Source organism: Rhizobium sp. L43 (assembly GCF_002531725.1).
Lineage (GTDB): Bacteria > Pseudomonadota > Alphaproteobacteria > Rhizobiales > Rhizobiaceae > Rhizobium.
In genome coordinates this window covers 59793-82160 of record NZ_NWSQ01000033.1, presented here as the reverse complement: position 1 = coordinate 82160, position 22368 = coordinate 59793, and the positions used below count along the sequence as shown (strand labels likewise).

General features: G+C 63.3%; 20 protein-coding genes and 1 other RNA gene. 11 read left to right on the top strand and 10 right to left on the bottom strand.

From position 1 onward, the window contains the following. Window positions 1-298 precede the first annotated feature (298 nt). Window positions 299-964, top strand: a complete 666-nt coding sequence (locus CO667_RS29885) for an OmpA family protein (RefSeq protein WP_049733608.1) — start codon at window positions 299-301, stop codon at window positions 962-964. Window positions 965-1050: 86 nt separating this feature from the next. Here CO667_RS29885 and CO667_RS29880 read toward each other — a convergent pair whose 3' ends face one another. Both CO667_RS29880 and CO667_RS29875 read right to left on the bottom strand, forming a co-directional pair. Then, on the bottom strand, window positions 1051-1359 hold the full coding sequence (locus tag CO667_RS29880) for a hypothetical protein (protein WP_097621778.1): 309 nt from the start codon (window positions 1357-1359) through the stop codon (window positions 1051-1053). Window positions 1360-1486: 127 nt separating this feature from the next. Next, window positions 1487-1894 (bottom strand): DUF2000 family protein, encoded by a 408-nt coding sequence (locus CO667_RS29875; RefSeq protein ID WP_097621777.1) that lies wholly within the window; start codon window positions 1892-1894, stop codon window positions 1487-1489. A 39-nt stretch (window positions 1895-1933) separates the two neighbouring features. Between CO667_RS29875 and CO667_RS29870 the strand changes: the two genes are divergently transcribed. Further along, entirely contained in the window at window positions 1934-2812 is an 879-nt protein-coding gene (locus tag CO667_RS29870; RefSeq protein ID WP_097621776.1) for an AraC family transcriptional regulator, read from the top strand. Here CO667_RS29870 and CO667_RS29865 read toward each other — a convergent pair. Beyond that, window positions 2809-3903 carry an AbrB family transcriptional regulator gene (locus CO667_RS29865; protein WP_097621775.1) on the bottom strand — a complete coding sequence of 365 codons (1095 nt, stop codon included), beginning with the start codon at window positions 3901-3903 and terminating at the stop codon, window positions 2809-2811. The two genes, CO667_RS29870 and CO667_RS29865, sit on opposite strands and share 4 nt — an antisense overlap. Before the next feature lie 206 nt (window positions 3904-4109). Further along, window positions 4110-5012 (bottom strand): LysR family transcriptional regulator, encoded by a 903-nt coding sequence (locus CO667_RS29860; RefSeq protein ID WP_097621774.1) that lies wholly within the window; start codon window positions 5010-5012, stop codon window positions 4110-4112. Between the two features lie 93 nt (window positions 5013-5105). On the opposite strand from CO667_RS29860, the gene CO667_RS29855 reads away from it, so the two are divergent. The 3 genes from CO667_RS29855 (at window position 5106) to CO667_RS29845 (ending at window position 11713) form a co-directional block, all read left to right on the top strand. Beyond that, window positions 5106-6140 carry an aldo/keto reductase gene (locus CO667_RS29855; protein ID WP_097621773.1) on the top strand — a complete coding sequence of 345 codons (1035 nt, stop codon included), beginning with the start codon at window positions 5106-5108 and terminating at the stop codon, window positions 6138-6140. A gap of 265 nt (window positions 6141-6405) precedes the next feature. After that, complete coding sequence (locus tag CO667_RS29850; RefSeq protein WP_097621772.1) at window positions 6406-7818, top strand: FAD-linked oxidase C-terminal domain-containing protein; 1413 nt, start codon at window positions 6406-6408, stop codon at window positions 7816-7818. Between the two features lie 202 nt (window positions 7819-8020). After that, window positions 8021-11713: an AsmA-like C-terminal region-containing protein gene (locus tag CO667_RS29845; RefSeq protein ID WP_097621771.1), complete on the top strand. Its 3693-nt coding sequence runs from the start codon at window positions 8021-8023 to the stop codon at window positions 11711-11713. On the opposite strand, the gene CO667_RS29840 is transcribed toward CO667_RS29845, so the two are convergent. The 4 genes from CO667_RS29840 to ssrA form a co-directional block, all read right to left on the bottom strand. After that, window positions 11714-11944 carry a ribbon-helix-helix domain-containing protein gene (locus tag CO667_RS29840; protein WP_097621781.1) on the bottom strand — a complete coding sequence of 77 codons (231 nt, stop codon included), beginning with the start codon at window positions 11942-11944 and terminating at the stop codon, window positions 11714-11716. Window positions 11945-12051: 107 nt separating this feature from the next. Continuing rightward, window positions 12052-12246, bottom strand: a complete 195-nt coding sequence (locus tag CO667_RS29835) for a DUF4169 family protein (protein WP_097621770.1) — start codon at window positions 12244-12246, stop codon at window positions 12052-12054. Window positions 12247-12295: 49 nt separating this feature from the next. Further along, a complete protein-coding gene (locus CO667_RS29830) occupies window positions 12296-12811 on the bottom strand; it encodes an SspB family protein (RefSeq protein ID WP_097621769.1) in 516 nt (171 codons plus the stop codon). Between the two features lie 128 nt (window positions 12812-12939). After that, window positions 12940-13302, bottom strand: a transfer-messenger RNA (tmRNA) gene (ssrA, locus tag CO667_RS29825). A gap of 111 nt (window positions 13303-13413) precedes the next feature. Between ssrA and CO667_RS29820 the strand changes: the two genes are divergently transcribed. The 5 genes from CO667_RS29820 (at window position 13414) to CO667_RS29800 (ending at window position 18882) form a co-directional block, all read left to right on the top strand. After that, complete coding sequence (locus tag CO667_RS29820; RefSeq protein WP_097621768.1) at window positions 13414-14208, top strand: thymidylate synthase; 795 nt, start codon at window positions 13414-13416, stop codon at window positions 14206-14208. A 13-nt stretch (window positions 14209-14221) separates the two neighbouring features. Then, the gene (locus CO667_RS29815; RefSeq protein WP_097621767.1) at window positions 14222-14740 is read left to right on the top strand and encodes a dihydrofolate reductase; all 519 of its coding nucleotides are present in this window, start codon (window positions 14222-14224) and stop codon (window positions 14738-14740) included. Between the two features lie 150 nt (window positions 14741-14890). Then, window positions 14891-15973 carry an FtsH protease activity modulator HflK gene (hflK, locus tag CO667_RS29810; protein WP_097621766.1) on the top strand — a complete coding sequence of 361 codons (1083 nt, stop codon included), beginning with the start codon at window positions 14891-14893 and terminating at the stop codon, window positions 15971-15973. Between the two features lie 3 nt (window positions 15974-15976). Continuing rightward, entirely contained in the window at window positions 15977-16933 is a 957-nt protein-coding gene (locus tag CO667_RS29805) for a protease modulator HflC (protein WP_097621765.1), read from the top strand. Between the two features lie 218 nt (window positions 16934-17151). Continuing rightward, window positions 17152-18882, top strand: coding sequence for a Do family serine endopeptidase (locus CO667_RS29800; protein WP_097621764.1), 1731 nt, complete (start codon window positions 17152-17154; stop codon window positions 18880-18882). Window positions 18883-18996: 114 nt separating this feature from the next. On the opposite strand, the gene serB is transcribed toward CO667_RS29800, so the two are convergent. Next, the gene (gene serB / locus CO667_RS29795) at window positions 18997-19887 is read right to left on the bottom strand and encodes a phosphoserine phosphatase SerB (RefSeq protein WP_097621763.1); all 891 of its coding nucleotides are present in this window, start codon (window positions 19885-19887) and stop codon (window positions 18997-18999) included. On the opposite strand from serB, the gene miaA reads away from it, so the two are divergent. Next, entirely contained in the window at window positions 19886-20782 is an 897-nt protein-coding gene (miaA, locus tag CO667_RS29790) for a tRNA (adenosine(37)-N6)-dimethylallyltransferase MiaA (RefSeq protein WP_097621762.1), read from the top strand. The genes serB and miaA overlap by 2 nt on opposite strands. Here miaA and CO667_RS29785 read toward each other — a convergent pair. Beyond that, on the bottom strand, window positions 20779-22287 hold the full coding sequence (locus tag CO667_RS29785) for a PLP-dependent aminotransferase family protein (RefSeq protein ID WP_097621761.1): 1509 nt from the start codon (window positions 22285-22287) through the stop codon (window positions 20779-20781). The genes miaA and CO667_RS29785 overlap by 4 nt on opposite strands. Window positions 22288-22368: the final 81 nt, after the last annotated feature.

Genomic DNA, 22368 nt, shown 5'->3' with positions numbered 1-22368 from the left:
GACGCGCGATGGCATCGGCCAACCAACGGCCTGAAACGCATTAGATTCGAAAGCTTCACATACTCTGAGGTGCCCCGTAGGGGCCTCGAAGGACGGGGTCGGCCACCGGCGTTCCATCCGGCGATATCAGATGCAGCCCATGACCCATCTATTGCTAAAACTGGTGATATCTGAGCATTCCCGCAACATGGCTTCTGTTTCGGCGCCTGAAATTCCCCTATCAAGAGTGCATCTTCATTTTCTTGCCGCAATCCTTGCCATTTGCTCGCATCAGTTTTGAACGGAGACTGTCCTGTCCATGATCAAGAAATTCGTACTTCTGGCTGTTGCAGCAAGCTATCTCAGCGCCTGCACGACGACCGATCCCTATACCGGTGAACAGAAGGTTTCCAATACGGCGGGCGGTGCGGCGCTTGGCGCCCTCGGCGGTGCTCTCGTCGGCGTGGCTGTCGGCGGCGGCGGCCACGGCAAGCGCAATGCAGCGCTGATCGGCGCCGGCGTCGGCGCACTCGCCGGTGGTGCGATCGGCAATTACATGGATCAGCAGGAATCCGAGCTTCGCGCCCAGCTCGAAGGCACCGGCATTTCGGTGACCCGCAACGGCGACAACATCATCCTCAACATGCCGTCGAACATCACCTTCGACGTCGACCAGGATGCGGTGAAGCCGGGCTTCTATCCGACGCTGAATTCGGTGGCGATCGTGCTGCGCAAATTCAATCGCACGCTGATCGACGTCAACGGCCATACGGATTCGACCGGCAGCCTGCAGCACAATCAGGATCTGTCGCAGCGCCGCGCGCTTTCGGTTGCCGATTATCTCGGCGGTCAGGGAATCGACCAGCGCCGCGTCTCCGCGGTCGGCTTCGGCCCGTCGCAGCCGGTCGCCTCGAATGCGAGCGAGGCCGGCCGCGCGCAGAACCGCCGCGTCGAGATCCAGATCGCGCCGATCACGCAGGGCTGATCAATTTGATAGGGAAGGCCGGGTCATTTTGCCCGGCCACCCATCGAAATGGGATCCGAGCGTCAAGGCGCTCGATTTAACGGCAGTCAGCCGATGAGGCTGATGAGAACGGCGGCGACTACCGCAAACAACAAGCCGCCGATGATTACGAGAGAAGTCTGACGCGGCGACATTTTCAAGATCGCGCCGACGACGCCCGCGATGACGATACTGGCGAGGCTGACGACGACGTCGTTGTCGACGTTCAGCAATGTGAACATGACCATCGTCACGATCATCGACACGGCGATGATGACGAAGCCTTTCCAGGCTTCAGCCTTGGCATTCCTTGCGCCGAGAGCCCCTCCCACCGAACACGCCAGGATCGTTAGACCAGCCAACTCCGCTTCCGTCATTGATTCCTCCGTCGCCGATGGAGGGACTTTTCACGCTTTCCGAAAGATTTCAACTCAAGATCGTCGATGAGTGAGTTGCTCTCTTCGGCTGTGGACAGGGCAAGGCGATCGGCGATACGCCATCTGATCAGTGCTGCATCGTCGCGCCCTTGGTGATCTTGTCGACGATTTTCTTTTCGGCGCGCAGCGCGATGCCGACCACTTTCGCGTCCTCGGGCGCGAACTCGGCGAAGACGGCGCGGTTGGCCGCATCGTGGCCGGTCGTAAACATCTCCTCGATGAAGAGAGAAGCGGTGACATCGCGCTCCAGCGCGCGACGGTGGATGGCTGACATCGTCGCCTCGTCGGCGGAGAGCACAATGATCGGCTGGATCGATAACGGATTGTAGAGGTTGCCGGCACGGTCCTTGTAGGGCTCGCCGATAATTTCGGGGTGTCCGCCGGCGACGCCGGTCATCAGGAAGGCGGTGACGTTCAGTTTCTGCCAGCCGGCAAGATTGTTTCGCAGGACGACGGCAATTTTGGTATCAAACATCAGACGGTCTTTCATTTAGCTATCGGAGTCTCGGGCGCGTTGAGCCAGGATCTACATCCGCAGGCCTTCGAAGGTCTTGAACGTTTGTGCGCGGGAGCATCCGGCAACGCCATCCTGGCCGCGCCGGCCTTTCCCGGCATCGAGCGCATCGAGGCGCAGTTCTCAGGCAATGCCTTCGAGCCGCACCGGCACGATACCTATGCACTCGGTGTGACGCTGAAGGGTGTGCAAACCTTCCGTTATCGCGGCGAGCGGCGCTTCAGCCTGCCGGGGCAGGTGATCGTGCTGCATCCCGACGAGGAGCATGACGGCGGGGCGGGGACGGAGGACGGGCTGCAATACCGCATGCTCTATCTGGAGCCGTCGCTGCTTCTCGAATGCCTGGAGGCGGATGGAGTCGGCCTGCCTTTCGTCGACGAACCGGTGATCGGTGATCCGGCACTAGCAGGCGTGCTGCTGGCAGCACTCGGCGAACTCGACCGCGAACTGGACGAACTTTTCGTCGACGATTTCCTGTCGCGGGTGACGGGCGGGCTGTCACGGCATGCGCGTATGCCGCGCCGGCCGCTCGGCCTTGTCGCCTGGCGGCATGCACGGGCGGCGCGGGATTATCTCGAGGCGCATGCGACCCGGGCGGTGCGTTCAGGCGAGTTGGAAGCGGTGACCGGGCTCGACCGTTTCGCGCTATCGCGGCATTTCCGGGCGGCCTTCGCCACCAGCCCGCATCGCTACCTCCTGATGCGGCGGCTGCAGCAGGCACGCGCGATGATCGGCGCGGGCGAGGGGATTTCGGACGCGGCGGCGGCCGCCGGCTTTGCCGATCAGAGCCACCTCAACCGGCATTTCAAGAAGGCCTACGGCATGACGCCCGGCCAGTGGGCAGCGCTGGCGCACAAGGCAGGACGCGCCGCGCTTTAGGCCGGGTTCTCCGCAAGGCCGGAGCGGCGGGCGATGAAGCGGGCGAGCGTCGGGCCGATCAGCAGAATGACAAGAAAGCGGCCGGTCTGCATTGCCATCACGAAGGGCACGTCGACATCGCTGGAGGCGGCGATGATGGCGACGGAATCGGCGCCGCCGGGGCTGGTGGCGAGATAGGCCGTCAGCGGATCGATGCCGGCGAAGACATGCAGTGCTGCCGCCATGCAGCCGCAGAGTGCCATCAGCAGCACGATGCAGGCAGACACCCGCGGCAGGGCGCGCGCCACGTGCTTGAGGATCGAGCGGGTGAAACGCAGGCCGATGCTCCAGCCGACGAGCGCATAGGCGATGGCGAGCAGCCACATCGGCAGCTCTATCTTCAAGAGGCCGGCGCCTTGCAGGACGGCGCCGAGGAAGAGCGGCACGATGATCGTGCCGCCCTGGATGCGCAGGCGCCGGACGCCATAGGCACAAATGGCCGCAAAGGCCATCGTCGCCGTAAAGGCCGGCCGGTCTACTTCGGGGAAGAGGATGAGCGGCGGCGGCTCGGTGCCGTCGGCCGCCACCCAAAGGCGCGAGATCACCGAGGCGCCGACAGCGACGAAGACGACGCGCAGATATTGCATGAAGGCGACGAGGCGGGCATCGGCGCCATAGGCCTCCGACATGATGACCATGGCGGAAGCGCCGCCCGGCGAAGACCCCCAGACGGCGGTCGTTCCCGGCAGCACCTGCCAGCGTGTCAGCAGCCAGCCGAGGCCGGTGGCGATAGCGATGACCGCGAAGATGAACAGCAGGAAGAGCGGCGCGTCCTTCGCCATCGTGCCGAGAATATCGGGAGCGATGGTGCGCGCCATCATCAGGCCGACGAGGATCTGGCCGAATTGCAGCGGCCAGATAGGAATGCGAAGCTTTCCCTTGCCGGCCGTCAGCGCCAGCAGGATAGCCGCGGCCATCGGCCCGATCAGCAGCGAGGCGGGCAGGGCGAAAAGTTCGAGGAGGACGACGAGAGCTGTGGAAAGCGCCAGCAGCAGCGCCCATTTCGGCAGGCCGGCATCGCGCAGCAGGCGGCGGGCGTCGCTGAATGACATGATCCCCGTATCTTTCCTGGCCGGTGCCAAGCCCTGAGGCTGAAGATCAGAGGAAGCTCCGGTATGACTAGGAGAGGCCGGCTGCAGGGGCCGGCGCGGGTTTTTTATAGGGGGGTGCGAGGCGCACGGTCAATTGCGAAATCCGATGCCGCAGCGCCCGGGAATGCGAATATGATTCAAACGGCCGCTTTAAGCCATTGTATCTATTAGAGGCGCACGTGGCTGACGAGAAAATCGAGCAGGGCGCGCACGCGCGCCGGCAGCGGACCGCCCTGGCCCATATAGACGGCGTGGAACTCCTCGCGATCGCCGGGATTGGCTTGTTCGAGCACCGGCACGAGGCGGCCGGCATCGATGTCGGCGCGCACGGTGAAGGCGGCAAGGCGGGCCAGGCCGGCGCCGGATAGTGTGAGATGCCGCATGGCTTCGCCGTCTGCCACCTGTACGCCAGGGGTGATCGGGATCGTCACCGTTTCGCCGCCCTCGCGCAGCGGCCAGCCTTCGACGGCGCGGGCATAGGAAAAGCCGATGCGGCAATGGCGGCGGAGATCGGCCACCGCCAGCGGTTCGCCGTGACGTTTGAGATAATCCGCCGACGCGACGATGATCTTGCCGGTGGCGCCGAGCTTGCGGGCGATCAGCCTGGAACTCTTCAACGGGCCTGCGCGGATCGCGACGTCGGCGCGTTCCTCCATCAGGTCGACGATCCTGTCGGTATGAGAAATATCGAGCGTCACGGCGGGATGAAGCGCCATGAAGGCCGGCACGAGCGGGGCCAGCACATGGTTGCCGAAGGAGCCGCTGGTGTTGATGCGGATGCGGCCGGCGGCTTCCTCGCCTGTCGAGGCCTGGCGTTCGGCCTCGGCGATATCGGCCAGGATGGCGATGCTGCGCTCATAGAAAGCGCAGCCTTCCGGCGTCAGCTGCAACCTGCGGGTCGAGCGATTGACGAGGCGGGCGCCGAGGCGCGTCTCCAGCCGGGCGACGAGTTTGCTGACCGCCGACGGCGTCATACGCCGGGCGCTTGCGGCAGCCGAAAAGCCGCCGCGCTCGACGACGCTGACGAAGACTTCCATTTCGCCGGAGCGGTTGATGTCCTGACGGCCCATGATGAATTCAGGTCACAGATGAAATGCTGACAGGCAATCTATATCACCAAGCGATCAAGGTCTATCTCATGGGAAAGCGAAGGAGACAGATCCATGGAATACAGAAATCTCGGCGCATCCGGCCTCAGGGTGCCGGTTTTAAGCTTCGGCGCGGGAACGTTCGGCGGCAGCGGCCCGCTGTTTGGCGCGTGGGGCAATACCGATGCCGAAGAGGCGCGGCGGCTGGTCGATATCTGCCTGGAAGCGGGTGTCAATCTGTTCGATACGGCCGACGTCTATTCGGGCGGCGCTTCCGAAGAGGTGCTCGGCCAGGCGATCCGCGGCCGGCGCGATGCCGTACTGATCTCGACGAAGACGGCGCTGCCGATGGGCGAAGGTCCTGATGATTGGGGAACGTCGCGGGCGCGGCTGATCCGCGCGACCGAGGCTGCCTTGCGCCGGCTCGGGACCGACTATATCGACCTCTTGCAGCTTCATGCCTTCGATGCCTCGACGCCGGTGGAAGAAGTGCTGTCGACGCTGGACAGGCTCGTTGCGGCAGGCAAGATCCGCTATGTCGGCGTTTCCAATTTTGCCGGCTGGGAGCTGATGAAGTCGCTCGCCGCGGCCGAGCACCGGGGCTATACGCGTTATGTCGCCCATCAGATCTATTATTCGCTGGCGGGGCGTGATTACGAATGGGAACTGATGCCGCTCGGCGCCGACCAGGGTGTCGGCGCCCTCGTCTGGAGCCCGCTTGCCTGGGGACGGCTGACCGGCAAGATCCGCCGCGGCCAGCCGCTGCCCGAGGCAAGCCGGCTGCACCAGACGGCGCAATATGGCCCGCCTGTCGACGATGAGAAGCTGTTCGACATTGTCGAGGTGCTGGACGCCATCGCAGCCGAGACCGGCCGGACGGTGCCGCAGATCGCCATCAACTGGCTGCTCGGTCGGCCGACGGTATCGAGCGTCATCATCGGCGCCCGCAACGAGGAGCAGCTGAGGCAGAACCTCGGCGCGATCGGCTGGAGCCTGTCGAAGGATGAGATCGAGAGGCTCGACGCCGTCAGCACGGTCACGGCGCCCTATCCCTATTTCCCCTATCGGCGGCAGGAGGGTTTTGCGCGGCTCAACCCACCCATCGTCTGAGGTTCCGGGGGCGGCGGAGCTGTGTATAGCGACCGGCTTACAACAAAGGGGGAATGAAATCTTCTGCCAATCTTAACTGGACAGCCGCTTTGACTTGCCGCATACCCAGCCTGCTGCATAATTCCTGAAATCGGAATCGATTTAAGGATGAAATTATCCAGCAATTTTAAAGTTCTACAGCGTCCTTACGCGTCTGAAGGGCGCGCGGCGCTGTAGCCTGCGGGACATGATGTGGTGTCTGCGGAATGGCAGGGAGATCAAAGGGATGGCGCTGAAGGACGCGAAGGCCGGCACACGCAACGAGGCGGGGATAGCTGCCGTGCTCGGCATTCTCAAGCAGAGCTTCGGCGAGCGCTTCCAGACCGGCCAGTCCTTCCGCGAACAGCATGCTCATACGACCACCTACATCCCGCCGCAGCTGCCGGACGGGGTGCTCTTTGCCGAGAGCGCCGAGGACGTCAAGGCAGCGGTCAAGGCCTGCGCTGCCCACAAGGTGCCGGTGATCGGCTTCGGTGTCGGCACCTCGCTGGAGGGCCAGGTCAACGCGCCGAATGGCGGTATTGCCATCGATTTCAGCCGCATGAACCGGGTGCTCGAGGTCAATCCGGAAGATCTCGACTGCACCGTCGAGCCGGGCGTCACGCGCGAGGCGCTGAACATCCATCTGCGCGATACCGGCCTGTTCTTCCCGATCGATCCCGGCGCCAACGCCTCGATCGGCGGCATGGCCTCGACGCGGGCCTCCGGCACCAATGCCGTGCGCTATGGGACGATGAAGGACAATGTGCTTGGCGTCACCGCCGTCACCGCCAATGGCGAGGAGATCCGCACGGCCCGGCGCGCCCGCAAATCCTCGGCCGGCTACGACCTGACGCGGCTCTTCGTCGGCGCCGAGGGCACGCTCGGCATCCTGACCTCGGTGACGCTGCGCCTGCAAGCGATCCCCCAGAAGATCGCCGGCGGGGCCTGCGCCTTTCCGAGCATCAAGGCCGCCTGCGACGCGGTCATCATGACGATCCAGATGGGCATTCCGGTGGCGCGTATCGAACTGCTCGATACGGTGCAGATGCGGGCCTGCAATTCCTATTCCAAGCTTTCCTATGCCGAAAGCCCGACGCTCTTCCTCGAATTCCACGGCACCGACGAGACGGTGCCGCTGCAGTCGGCAGCCTTTGCCGAGATTGCAGCGGAATGCGGCGGGGGCGAATTCCTCTGGACCGCCAATGCCGAGGAGCGGACGAGGCTCTGGAAGGCGCGCCACGACGCCTATTGGGCCGCCCGGGGGCTGGCGCCTGGGCTTGCCGCACTTTCGACCGATGTGTGTGTTCCGATATCGAGGCTTGCCGATTGCGTTTCCGAAACGCAGGCGGATATCGAGGCGCATGGGTTGCTCGGCCCGATCGTCGGCCATGCCGGCGACGGGAATTTCCATGTGCTGCTGCTGTTCGACGACAAAAGCGCCGAGGACATTGCCAAGGCCGAGAGCTTCGTGCAGCGGCTCAATCGCCGGGCGCTCGACATGGATGGAACATGCACCGGCGAACATGGGGTCGGGCAGGGCAAGATGGCGTTCCTGGAACAGGAGCTCGGCGGTACAGTGGATCTGATGCGACAGGTGAAACAGGCGCTCGATCCGGACGATATCTTCAATCCCGGCAAGATTTTCCACCATGGCTGAAAGCGGAATATCTCATGAAGTTGGGCCTTGCCCCCGGCATGAATAGCGCTAGAACAGGATTCGGATTTAGGTCGATCGGGCGTAAATCCGAATCCTGTTCTCAATTAAAGAGTTAGAGCATGATGTCGTCCGAAAACCGCGCACATTTTTCGGCATCATGTTCTGGTGTCGGCAACGCAATCCCGAATGGAGACTCCTTGCATTGGTAGGCCGGTTCCTCGTCTTTCTGGGGGGAGTGATCGTCGTAGTGCTGTTTATGGCGCTGCTTGCGCCGCTGTTCATCGACTGGACGGATTTCCGCAAGAATTTCGAGGATCAGGCGAGCCGCATCATCGGCAAGAAAGTCACCGTCTACGGCACGGTGGATGCGCGCCTGCTGCCGTTTCCGTCGGTGACGCTGCACGACGTGCGCGTCGGCCAGGAGGCGGACGGCACGCCGATCGTCAAGGTCGAGCAATTCTCCATGGATGCGGAGCTCGCGCCCTTCCTGTCGGGCGAGGCGCTGATCTTCGACATGCGGGTCGTCAATCCGAAGGTGCGCCTGAGATTGCTCAAGGATGGCACGCTCGATTGGATGCGCGGCAGCCGCGCGGAAATACCGGCGAAAACCGTCGTTCTCGAAAACGTGCATGTCAATGGCGGCGAAGTCGAGTTCATCGACGACCAGTCGGGCCGCTTGCGCCGCATCACCGGCCTCAACGCGGAAATGTCGGCCAAGTCGCTGGCCGGTCCCTGGCGCATCGAAGGCGATGCTGCGCTCGACGGCGAACACGGCAGCTTCTCGATCTCCAGCAGCCAGCCGGACGAGAAGGGCGTGCTGCGCATGCGCACGAAGCTTTCGCCGGACAAGCACCCTGTCAGCGTCGATCTCGACGGCGAACTGAAGCTCGTCGACAGCAAGCCGAACTATCAGGGCCAGCTTTCGGCGGCGATCGAGATCCGCAACAGCGCCAAGCCGGCCAACAAGAACGAACAGCCGCCGCGCGTCAAGGGTCGCTTCGAGCTTACCAACGAGCGCATCCGCATTCCCGAATACCGGATGGAGATCGGCCCGACGGACGATCCCTATGTCATAACGGGAGAGGCGACGCTCGATACCGGCAATGCGCCGGAATTCCTGTTGACCGCCGACGGGCAGCAGATCGACGTCAATCGCCTCGGCAATCAGGGCGCGGCTGGCAAGACGACGCGCGATCCGGCGGTTTCGGCGCGCCAGCGGCTGAGTTCTCTGATCGATGTCATCCGGCAGGTGCCGATCCCGCAGGTGCCGGGCAAGGCGAGCGTCAAGCTGCCGGCGATCGTCGCCGGCGATACGACGCTGCGCGACGTGCAGCTGGAGTTGGAGCCGGCCGGTACCGGCTGGATGATCGACAGCGCCACCGGGACGCTGCCGGGGCGCACGCAGGTGGAAGGCAAGGGCAAGCTGCTGCTGCAGGGCGAGCCCTCGTTCAACGGTCAGCTCGTGGTGGCCTCCAGCCAGCCGACGGGGCTTGCCTCCTGGCTGGCCGGCTCGGTCGATCCGGCCATCCGGCAATTGCGGCAGGCGGGCTTTTCCGCCAATGTCAGCCTGACGCATGAATTACAGCGTTTCGAAAATCTCGAGATCGCCATCGGACCGGCGACGCTGAAGGGCCGGCTGGAGCGGCAGGCGGTCTCCGGCCAGACGCCGACGCTGTCGGTGGCACTGAACGGCGATACGCTCGATCTCGACGCGCTGCAGGCGCTGAGCGGGCTGATGACCGGCCAGGATGCCGGCGACAACGTGCTCGACCACAAGATCGCCGCCCAGCTCAAGGCAGACAAATTCACCGCTTTCGGCGTCGATGCCGAGAATGTCGAGACCACCTTTACCATCGCCGACGGGGCGCTGGCCGTCGACCGGCTGTCGATCAAGAATATCGCAGGCGCCGAACTGACGGCCACGGGCAGGGCGGAAGGCTCGCTGCTCGACTACAAGGGCGCGGGTGAGATCACCTTCAAATCGGCCGATCCCGGCGGTTTTTTCACCATGCTGCGCGAGCACCTGCCGCATCATCCGGTGCTCGACCGGCTGGTGCGCAATGCCGGTTGGTACGGCAATACGGCGCTGCGCGGCGCGTTGACGCTCGGCGGCGACGAGGGCAATGCATTGACAGTGACGCTCGCCGGCGTGTCGAACGGCAGCCGCGTCAATCTCGACTACCGCATGTCCGACCTCCTGGCGCTGACCGGCAACGGTACCACGAGCCTCGAGGCGACGCTCGAAAATGCCGTACCGTCAATCCTGTTCGGCCAGGCCGGGCTCGACCCGCTGCCGGTCGATGTCGGCGCCAACGGCCGCCTGACGCTGAAGGTAAAGGCATCGGACAACGATCCCGCCGATGCGGCGCTGACCTTTGCCACCGACCGGACCTCGTTCACCGCCAATGGCAAGGTCGATGTCCGGCCCGAGAGTTTCATGAACGGCAAGATCGCGCTTTCGCTCGACAGTGCCGATATCGACCCCTATCTCATCATGAACGGGATCGCCCTGCCGCAGACAGGAACCGGCCTGCCGTTCGGCCTGCAGGTCACTGCCCGCGTCGATAGCGACAAGATCGTCTTTTCCGATCTCAAGGGCCATGCGGCCGACAACGATTTTTCAGGCGCGCTGAGCTTCGACCGGAAGGCAGCGAAGACGACCGCCAGCGGCGAGTTGACGCTCTCCAAGGCGGATGCCGGCTGGCTTGGCGAGGCGGTGTTCGGCCAGATCGTCGATCCCGCCAGTGGCGCGCTGACGACGGCGCCGCTCGGGCTGCCGGTCTTCAAGGATCTCGACGTCAACGTGAAACTGACGGCCAAGCAGTTCTGGCCCGGCCTGCCGGAAACGGCGGTGTCCGATTTCACCAGCAACGTCGCCTACAAGGGCGACGAGCTGCAGCTCAACGACATGGCCGGCAACTGGGACGGCGGAAAGCTCTCCGGCAATCTGCTGTTCACCAATGCCGACGGCACCGGTTTCCTGCAGACGAAGCTCGCGCTTGCCGATTCCGATCTTGCCGGCGTCGTCTGGCTGCGCGACGGCGCGCCGATTGCCAACGGCAAGTTCGGCTTGTCGCTGTCGATGGAGGCTTCGGGCAAGACGATCGGCGAAATCGCCAGCTCACTCAACGGTTCGGGTGAGTTGAGGCTCGGCGATACCAGCATACGCGGGCTGAACCTTGCCATCCTTCCGCCGCTGCTTGCCGCGACCGATACGATGCAGGAGCAGATCAATGCCGGCAAGGTGCATCCGATCGTCGAGACGCTGCTCAGCAACGGCGAGGCGAAGCTGCCGCCGCTCGGCATCCCGTTCAATGTCAGCGACGGGACACTGCGCGTGCAGAATGTCACCGTCGCCAACGATCTCGCCCGCATCACCGCCGATGCACAGATCGCGCTGCCGGAGGAACGGATCAGCGCCACGCTGGGCGTCGGGCTCAATCCGGGCACGGAGGTGCTTTCCGGCGCTGAACCGGCGCTCAGGCTGAATTTTTCCGGTATGCTGCCGTCGCCCGGCAAGACGATGGATGTGACCGATATCACCAGCTATCTGTCGCTGCGCGCCTTCGAGCGCGAGCGCCGGCGCGTCGAACGGCTGCAGGCGATCGTGCTCGAAAAGCAGCGGCTGCGCCGCGAGGCGTCGCTCTACCGGTTCAACGACGCCGAGCGCGTCAAGGCGGCCGAAATCGAGCAGCAACGACAGGCGGAGGAAGAGCGGCTGCGCGCATTGGCGCAGGCGGCGGCCGAACAAAAGGCCGCGGCCGAAGCGGAATCCAAGGCGAAGGCGGAAGCGCAAGCCAAAGCCGCAGCGGAGGCAGAGGCGGCGCGGCGCGCCGAGCAGGCCCAGCCGGGCCAACTCAATTTCGACCAGCTGCCGGGTGTTCAGGCGCAATAATCAGGCGGCCGCCACGGGCCGGCCGCCGGCCTTTGTCCAGGCAAGGACATGGAGCCGCAGGGCCGAGGACAGGTTGCTGTCGGCAGGACGGCGGTCGTCGATTTCGGAAATCAGGGCGGCAAGCGGCATCGAACGGCTTGCGGCGATCGTCTTCAACTCGTCCCAGAACTCATCCTCCAGCGAGAAACTGGTGCGATGGCCGTGCAGTGTCGCCGAATGCTTGCGGATCATGAAGGATTGTTTCGCGTTTCGATCGGGTTCGAAGATCGATTCAAGGCGACCGTGCAAGTGGTTGATCGCAGAATCCATTTCGGCTCTTCAAGCGGTAGGTGAAACCTTCACGCGCCGTCGTCATCCGTCTCGATCCGGCCGTCGCGGTGGGCCTTGTCGGCCTTGTCGTTCAGGCTGCGGGTCAGCTGCTTTTCAGCCTTGGTGCGGCCGAAGGAAATGCGGTTCTGCTCGGCCTGCTTCTCCTTTTCGGAGCGGGCCTGCTTTTTGCGGAACTGGCGCAGATTGACGATTTCGGCGCTCATGCAGTGCCTATCTTCCTCATGAAAAAGGGAGGCTTGGCCTCCCTTCAAATCACTGCTTCTTGCGGAAGGAGTCGAGCGAGACGACCGAGCCCGGCTTCTTCTCTTCGCCGTCAGCGGGTTTGGCGCCCGCTGCGTCATCGGGCTTTCCGGCCGCATCGACGGGGTAGGCAGTGATTTCACCGGACGGCAGCTCCTCGCCGTCGGCGAGCGGCACGTCGAATTCGAGCTCGAAGTTGACGGAGGGATCGTAAAAGCCGCGGATCGCATTGAACGGGATGACCAGCTTTTCCGGAACGTCGGAGAAGGAAAGGCCGATCTCGAAATGCGTTTCGGTAATCTTCAGGTCCCAGAACTGATGCTGGATGACGATGGTCATCTGCTCGGGATATTTCGACTTCAGGTGCTGGGAGATACGCACGCCGGCAGCACCCGTGAGGAAGGTGATGAAGAAGTGATGATCGCCGGGCAGACGGCCCGTCGCTCCGACTTCCGCCAAAACCTTGCGGATGACGCCGCGAAGTGCATCCTGTGCCAGAATGTCGTAGCGGATATGATCCTGCCCCATGCTTTTCCTGTCTTTCGTCGGTTCGGAAGTCTTTTCACACGGTTATATGCCACGTCCGGGCGCCTTGGGAAAGACCGGAGCCGAGTCACGTTTTTCAGCAGCATACATGATTTCGGCGGCAGGGAGAAGGTGAAGGCTTCTGTTGCCAGGTGCCTTCGGACCCCGCCTAGAGGTGCGAACCACTAGGACTTTGATTGAAGTGTCACACCGCGATTAAGCAGCGAGACGAGCTTCCGCATAGTTGTCGTTTGCAACTACAATTTTAGCCCGATAACGGCGGTACAATGCCGAGCAAAAAGACGATCTTTACACCCTTGTCGATCCTGTTTCGCCCCCATCAAAAGCCGGCCCTCAAGGCCGCCGGTTTTTGGTGGAGGCGCCGGGTACCGCCCCCGGGTCCAATAGGTTTATTACACCGCTCATTTATCGCCATAGCCGGCCCGAAAGCCGGCAAGGCTGATATAGTGGTTTCCTCAGCCCAAGGAAAGGGCAAACGTCATAAAAGCGTTATGCGCAGCATCAGAAACATTGGGAAAATGCCTGCCGGTGATTGGTTTCCTGCGGCTGGAGGCTTAAATTAGCCGAAACGGAATCAGCGCGACATGAAGCAATATCTCGATCTCCTCGCCCATGTGATGGAAAAGGGCTCCGACCGGGGCGACCGCACCGGCACCGGCACACGCTCGGTCTTCGGCTATCAGATGCGCTTCGACCTCCAAGAAGGCTTTCCCGTTCTCACCACGAAAAAGCTGCATCTGCGCTCGATTATTCACGAGCTTTTATGGTTCCTGAAGGGTGAGACGAATATCCGTTATCTCAAGGAGAACGGCGTTTCGATCTGGGATGAATGGGCCGACGAAAACGGCGATCTCGGGCCGGTCTACGGCGCCCAGTGGCGTTCCTGGCCGGCGCCGGACGGCGGCCATATCGACCAGATCGCCAATCTCGTCAAGGGCATCATCAACAACCCGAATTCGCGCCGCCATATCGTCTCGGCCTGGAATCCGGCCGAAGTGGATGAGATGGCGCTGCCGCCCTGCCATTGCCTGTTCCAGTTCTACGTGGCCGACGGCAAGCTTTCCTGCCAACTCTATCAGCGCTCGGCCGATATCTTCCTCGGCGTGCCGTTCAACATCGCCTCCTATGCGTTATTGACGATGATGGTGGCTGAGGTAACCGGGTTGAAGCCTGGCGATTTCGTCCACACGCTCGGCGATGCCCACCTCTATCACAACCATTTCGACCAGGCGAAGCTGCAGCTGGCACGCCGGCCGAAGCCGCTGCCCTTCATGCGCATCAACCCGGATGTGAAGGACATTTTCGGCTTCACCTTCGACGATTTCGAGCTGATCGGCTACGAAGCCGATGCCAGCATCAAGGCGCCGATCGCCATCTGATCCGGGACATTTCATGGCCGACATCCACAGGACCATCATCGCCGCCGTTGCCCGCAACGGCATCATCGGCCGCGACGGCGACATGCCCTGGCGGCTTTCGAGCGATCTCAAGCGCTTCAAGGCGCTGACATTGGGCAAGCCTGTCGTGATGGGCCGCAAAACCTACGATTCGATCGGCAAGCCGCTGCCGGGGCGGCCGAACGTCGTCATTTCCAGGCAGACGACGATAGACCACCCGGATGTGCAGATGGCGCTTTCGCTGCCAGAGGCGATGACGGCGGCTGAAAGGCTGGCGCTGGAAACCGGCGTCGACGAGATCTGCATTATCGGCGGCGGCCAGGTCTATACGCAGGCGATCGGCCTTGCCGACCGGATGTGCATCACGCATGTCGAAGCCGATCTCGATGGGGACGCTTCGTTCCCGGCGATCGATCCCGGCATCTGGCGGGCAGGGGAGCCTATCGTGGTTCCGGCCGGCGAGCAGGACACCTATCCCACGCGTTTCGTCGTCTATGAACGTCGCCACGCCTGAAAATGAACTATTTTCCAATTAAATTGACCAAGTTTCTCACGTTGCGTTGAAAGCCGATGCGGCGATACCTATAACGGTCACCAACGCATCCACCGGTCAGCCCCCACGGTTCCGGATGTGTGGAAGACTTAAACGAACAACGAGGTTTTGATGCCCTGGAGCAATCAGAATGGCGGCGGCGGCCCTTGGGGCGGCGGCGGCGGTAATAATAATCAGGGACCATGGGGCCAGGGGCCGAACCGCCCGCGCGGCGGCGGCAAGGGCGGACCGCCCGACTTGGAAGACATTATCCGGCGCGGCCAGGACCAGCTGCGCAATATCGTTCCCGGCGGTTTCAACGGCGGCGTGGCGGTGATCGTCGCGGCGATCGTTGCCGTCTTCTGGCTGATCCAGTGCGTCTACGTGGTCCAGCCGGATGAGCGGGGCGTCGAACTGCGATTCGGCAAACCGAAGGAAGAGATCTCGATGCCCGGCCTGCATTTCCATTTCTGGCCGATGGAAAGCGTCGAGACGGTCAAGGTGACCGTGCAACAGCTGAATATCGGGGCGACCTCGGCATCGTCTTCGAACGGCCTGATGCTTTCAAGCGACAAGAGCGTCATCAATGTGCAGTTCGCCGTCTTCTACACGGTCAGTGATCCGAAGGCCTACCTCTTCAACGTCGAAAATCCGGCAGAGACCCTGCAGCAGGTTTCCGACAGCGCCATGCGCGAAATCGTCGGGCGGCGTCCGGCGCAGGACGCCTTCCGCAGCAATCGCCAGCCGATCGAAGTGGATGTGCTCAACATCCTGCAGGACACGATGAACCGCTACGGCGCAGGCGTGACCGTCACCGGCGTGACGATCCAGAACGTGGCGCCGCCGCGGGAAGTCGCCGATGCCTTCGAAGAAGTGCAGCGTGCCGGCCGCGACCGCGACAGCACGATCGAAGAGGCCAATCGCTACACCAACCAGAAGCTCGGCCAGGCGCGCGGCGATGCGGCGCGAATCCGCGAAGATGCAGCCGCCTACAAGGACCGTGTCGTGAAGGAAGCGGAAGGTGAGGCGCAGCGCTTCACGGCGATCAACGACGAATATTTCAAGGCGCCTGATGTGACCCGCAAGCGGTTGTACCTCGAAACGATGGAGCAGGTGCTGAAAAACTCGAAGAAGGTCATCATCGACGAGAAGCAGGGCGTGTTGCCCTATCTGCCGCTCAATGAGCTCGGCAAGCCCGCGCAGCAGGGAGGTTGATCCATGACGTCGAACAGACTTCCCATCATTCTCCTCATCCTCGCCATCGTGCTGGTCGGGCTCTATTCTTCCATCTTCGTGGTGAATGCACGCGAGCAGGCCATCGTCGTCCGCTTCGGCCAGATCCAGTCGGTCAAGACCGAGCCCGGCATCTATTTCAAACTGCCTTTCGGCTTCATGGATGCCGACCGCGTTCAGCTGGTCGAAAAGCAGGCGCTGAGGCTCGATCTCGACAATATCCGCGTTCAGGTCCAGGACGGCCAGACCTTCGACGTCGATGCTTTCGTGATCTACAACATCTCGGATGTTCGCCGTTTCCGCGAGACGGTATCGGGCGACCGCGAGGCCGCGGAAGCGCGGTTGAGAGCGCAGCTCGACTCATCGCTTCGCCGCGTCTACGGCCTGCGTGACTACAATGCGGCGCTTTCGGAAGAACGTGTCGCGATGATGCTGGAGATTCGCGACGATCTGCGCACAGATGCCGAAAATCTCGGTCTGCATATCGATGACGTTCGCATCCGCCGCACCGACCTGTCGCCGGAGGTTGCGCCCAACACCTACAATGCCATGCGTTCGGAACGCCTCGCCGAAGCCGAGCGCATCCGTGCCGAGGGCAATGAGGAAGGCCAGCGGCGGCGCGCCGTCGCCGACCGTCAGGTCGTGGAGCTGACCGCAGGTGCGCAACGCGATGCGGAGATCCTTCGAGGCCAGGGTGACGCGGAACGCAACCGCGTCTTCGCCGAAGTCTTCAGCAAGGATCCCGCCTTCTTCGAGTTCTATCGCTCGATGGCGGCCTACTCCTCCGCTCTCTCGTCGCAGGATACGACACTGGTGCTTTCGCCGAATTCGGAATTCTTCCGCTATTTCGACAATGCCGCCGGCACCCTGCAGCCGTCGCCCGCAAATCCGGCCGCACCGGCTGCGGCTGTTCCGGCAGCACCCGCCCAGCCGGCGAACTGACGGCAAGGGATGCATCCCGACAATCATGGAAGGGCCGGCCCGAGTGCCGGCCCTTTTTCGTGGGATGCCCTTTTTTTCGTGGGATGGTTGAGATGATCCGGCTTTTGCGAGGCCACGTCACATTGCACGGGGATTTCGCGAAAAGGTGATTTCGCCCTCCATCATTCCGCCTTATGCTGGTGCTCAATGTGCGCATTTACCCCTTATGAGGAAGCTTGATGGCCCCCACGAATCGCTCGCCCTTCAGACGAACGCTCGCGCTTATGGCCAGCGCTGCAATTCTTGCGCATGCCGGCATGAATGGGATTGCCTTTGCACAAACCGCGCCTCAGACGACCGCTCCCGGGGTTGTTGCACCCGCTCCGGCTACGCCTGAGCCGGCTGCTCCCGCACCCACACCGCCCGCACCCGCCGCACCACAGCAGAGCGCCCCGATCCAGGCTGTCGCGCCCAACAACGGTCCGGCTTCGGTCGCCGATCTCGCCGAGGGGCTGCTCGACGCCGTGGTCAACATCTCGACCTCGCAGAATGTGAAGGACGATGAGGGCGCAGGCCCGGCGCCGCGCGCGCCCGACGGCTCGCCGTTCCAGGAATTCTTCAACGATTTCTTCAACAAGCAGCAGGGCAACAAGGGCGGCAACCACAATGTCAGCTCGCTCGGCTCCGGCTTCGTCATCGATCCCACCGGCTATATCGTCACCAACAACCACGTGATCGAAGGCGCCGACGATATCGAGATCAATTTCGCCAATGGTTCGAAGCTGAAGGCGAAGCTGATCGGCACGGATACGAAGACCGATCTTTCGGTGCTGAAGGTCGAACCGAAGGCGCCGCTGAAATCGGTGAAATTCGGGGATTCCAGCACGATGCGCATCGGCGACTGGGTGATGGCCATCGGCAATCCGTTCGGCTTCGGCGGTTCGGTGACGGTCGGCATCATTTCCGGGCGCGGCCGCAACATCAATGCCGGCCCCTACGACAACTTCATCCAGACGGATGCGGCGATCAACAAGGGCAACTCAGGCGGCCCGCTCTTCAACATGAAGGGTGAGGTGATCGGCATCAACACGGCGATCATTTCGCCGAGCGGCGGCTCGATCGGCATCGGCTTCTCGGTGCCGTCGGAACTTGCTTCCGGCGTCGTCGACCAGCTGCGCGAATATGGCGAGACGCGGCGCGGCTGGCTCGGCGTGCGCATCCAGCCGGTAACCGACGATATCGCCGACAGCCTCGGGCTCGACACTGCAAAGGGCGCGCTGGTCGCCGGTGTCATCAAGGGCGGCCCCGTCGACGACGGCTCGATCAAGGCGGGCGACGTCATTTTGAAATTCGACGGCAAGACCGTCAGCGAAATGCGCGACCTGCCGCGCGTCGTGGCGGAAAGCACGGTCGGCAAGGAAGTCGACGTGGTGGTGCTGCGCGACGGCAAGGAGCAGACCGTCAAGGTGAAGCTCGGCCGGCTCGAGGACAGCGATCAGGCTGCTGCATCCGGCGACGCGGCGCCCGATGGCACGCAGGATGACGGCGTGATCACGCCGGATCCCGGCGAGAACAACGACATGGATCAGCCCGACAGTGGCGATCAGGCCCAGCCCGCACCTGATGCACCCGACCAGCACAAGGGCCAGGTGGCGCCGGATGCGGCGACGCCGAAGAACGTGCTCGGGCTGTCGCTGTCGCTTCTGAGCGCCGAGACGCGCAAGGCTTTCGGCATCGCCGAGAGCGTCGACGGTGTCGTCGTGACAGAGGTGACGCCCGGCTCGGCCTCGGCCGAAAAGGGGCTGAAGCCCGGCGACGTGATCGTCGAGGTGGCGCAGGAGTTCATGAAGTCGCCGGATGCGGTCGCCGCCAAGGTGCAGGCGCTGAAACAGGAAGGCCGCCGCAACGCCCAGCTGATGATCGCATCGGCGAATGGCGATCTGCGGTTTGTGGCGGTTCCGATGGAATAAGGGAGTTGCGGCGGTAGTGAGTTAGCCGCCGTTGGTCTCCAACTCTCCCTCATTCCCTTCCTCGGGCTTTGCTCGAGGGGGAATGAGGGTGGAGACAGTGTGCCTCGTCGGTCTTCAGGCCGTCACGAAATCCGTCTTCCGGTAGCCCTGGATGTAGAGCAGCGCTGTGAGATCACCATGGTTGATGCGCATCGCAGCCTCGGCGGCAACGGCGGGTTTGGCGTGGAGGGCGACGCCGGAGCCGGCGAGGTGAAGCATGCCGAGGTCGTTGGCGCCGTCGCCGACGGCGATCGCTTCTTCCGGCGAAATGCCGAGGCGAGCCGAAATTTCGTTCAGCGCATCGACCTTCGCCTGCTTGCCGAGGATCGGTTCGGCGACGAAGCCGGAGAGAATGCCGCCGTCTTCGAGCAGCGTGTTGGCGCGGTTCTCATCAAAGCCGAGGGTGGCGGCGATGCGGCTGGTGAAGACGGTGAAGCCGCCGGAGACGAGGGCGGTGTAGTGGCCTTTCGACTTCATGGTGGCGATCAGCTCCGGGCCGCCCGCAGTCAGCGTGATGCGCTTGGCGATCACTTCGTCGACGACCGATAGCGGCAGGCCCTTCAGCAGGGCGACACGCTCGCGCAGGGCAGGCTCGAAGGCGATCTCACCATTCATGGCGCGGGCGGTAATGGTCGCGACCTTTTCCTTCAGGCCGACCTCGGCGGCGAGTTCGTCGATGCACTCCTGGCCGATCATCGTCGAATCCATGTCGGCGATCAGCAGTTTCTTGCGGCGGGTCTCCTGCTCCTGGATGACAAGGTCGATCGGCGCGCTTGCTATGACGGCGAGGATATTGGCCTCGGCCGCTTGCGCATCCGTGCCGTCGCGCAATGCGATATCGCAGGCGATGCCGTCGGCCAGCCAGTAGAGGCCGGAAGCCTTGACCGCCTCGGCCGCCTGTTCGGCGATCTTGGGTGTCAGCACGGGATTTGACGGATTGGCAACAAGCGTGGCAACGAGGGCCATGATGGAAAACCTTCTGAGCACAGTGAATGCGATCCTGATAACCGGGCCGACCGCCAGCGGCAAGTCCGCGCTCGCCGTCGAATTGGCCAAGCGCCATGAGGGCGCGGTCGTCAACGCCGACAGCATGCAGGTCTACGACACGCTGCGGGTGCTGACCGCGCGTCCGTCGGAAGAGGAAATGCAGGGCGTGCCACACCACCTCTACGGCCACGTGCCGGCGGGGACGGCCTATTCCACCGGCGCCTGGCTGCGCGATGTCTCGGCGCTGCTGCCGATGCTCAGGGCCGCAGGCAGGCTGCCGGTCTTTGTCGGCGGCACGGGGCTTTATTTCAAGGCGCTGACCGGTGGTCTCTCCGATATGCCCGAGATACCGGAGGCGCTGCGGGAGGAACTGAGGAGGAGGCTGCTGAAGGAAGGACCGGAGGAGTTCTACGCCGAACTCGCCGAGGCCGACCCCGCCATGGCGGCAAGTCTCAACCGCCAGGACGGGCAGCGGATTGTCCGGGCGCTTGAAGTGGTGAAGGCGACGGGCCGGTCGATCGCCGATTTCCAGGGGCGGTCGGGACCCATGGTGATCGACGCTGCCGAGGCCCGCAAGATCGTCGTGCTGCCGGACCGGGCGGTGCTGCATCAGCGCATCAACGGGCGTTTCGAAAAGATGCTGCAGCAAGGCGCGGAAGATGAGGTGAGAGCGCTGCTGGCGCTCGCCCTGCCGGCCGAGGCGCCTGTCATGAAGGCAATCGGCGTGTCGCAGATCGCGGCGATGCTGAAGGGCGAGATGGAGCGCGACGAGGTGCTGGAGAAGGGTGCTGCGGCGACGCGGCAATATGCCAAGCGGCAAATGACCTGGTTTCGCAACCAGATGGACGATAGCTGGGAACGGCTGACGGTTTAGGCATCAGGCCGGCGCTGGCCTTCCGCTCCTGATATCTGCAGGCTCAGCAGTTTGACGAGTGCGCCGATCGCTGCCTGCAGCTGTTCCGGCAGAAATCCGCCGAAGCCCAGCATCAGGCCGGGGCGCGCCGGCTGCGCGGCATACATCGGGGAGATCGCCCGCACGGCGAGGCCGGCCGAGAGGGCGCGTGCTGCGATTTGCACGTCGTCGACCTCCTCGGGCAGCCACAGAAGAATATGCATGCCCTGGTCGCTCGGCTGAACGTGGCAGCTCTCAGGCAAGGCCCGTTCGAGTGCTGCGAGCAGGGCAGCGCGGCGCTCGGCATAGAGGCCGCGGATGCGCCGGATATGCGCTTCGAAGTAACCTTCCCGCATATAGGCCGCCAGAACATGCTGTTCTGTGATCGGCGAATGCCGGTCGAGAATGGCGCGGGCGCCGGCAAAGGCTTCTGCGAGCGGCGCAGGAGCGATGATGTAGCCGAGGCGCAGGGAGGGAAAGAGCACCTTGCTGAAGGTGCCGAGATAGATGACGCGTGCCGGACGCAACCCTTGCATCGAGGGAAACGGGTGTCCGGCATAACGCAGCTCGCTGTCGTAATCGTCCTCGACGATCCAGGCGCGATTCTGGTCTGCCCAGGCGATCAAGGCATTGCGCCTGGCCATGCTGAGCGGCATGCCGATCGGATATTGATGCGAAGGCGTGACGAATGCGGCGCGCGCCTGGGGACAGAGTTCGAGGCCGCGTTCCACGTTCATGCCCTGTGCATCGACAGGCAAGCGGTGCGTCCGTACGCCGAGATCGTCGAGCACTGCCGTCAGGCCGGGATAGGCCGGGTCCTCGGCCCATACCGGATCGTCACGCGACAGAAGCACCCGGCCCGCCATATAGAGGCCTTGCTGGGTGCCCGATGTGACGATGACCTGTTCCGGCTCGCAATGGACGGCTCGCGCGCGGCGGACGTGATCGGCAATGGCAAGCCTGAGCTCGGGCAGACCCATCGGGTCGTGGTAACCCGAAGGAGCGGCCTGTCTCGAGGCGCGCACGCGATTGCCGAGACGGCGCCAGTTGTCGTCGGGTGCAATACCGGAAGCCGGAACGGCGATGGCAAAGGGAACCGGCGGGTGCGGGGTGAGCGCACGGGCGATGGCGATCAGCCTGACAGCCGGGGAGGGCAGATCGACAGCATCGGCGACCGGCGGCACTGTCGGCGCCGGCGGAAGGGCCGGCGTCGCATCCAGGAGATGAGCGGCAACACGGGTTCCGGCTCCGACCCGCGCTTCGAGATAGCCTTCGGCGCTCAACTGATCGAACACCTCGACGACAGTGCCGCGCGCGATCTTCAGGGAAGTCGCAAGGCTGCGCGTCGAAGGAAGGCGTTCGCCTGGCCTCAGTTCGCCGCGGGCGATGGCTTTCCGCAGGGCCTGCGCAAGCTGGCGGCCGACATTGGCCGTTTGGTCGATCGCGTTCAGCGAGGGTATTTCGATGGTGCTGCGCCGTTTGGACATCGCAAAATGGTCTATAGAGATTATTCAAAAATGGCGCTTCATGATGGACCAATTTTCGAGGAAAAGGAAGCGGATTGGCGG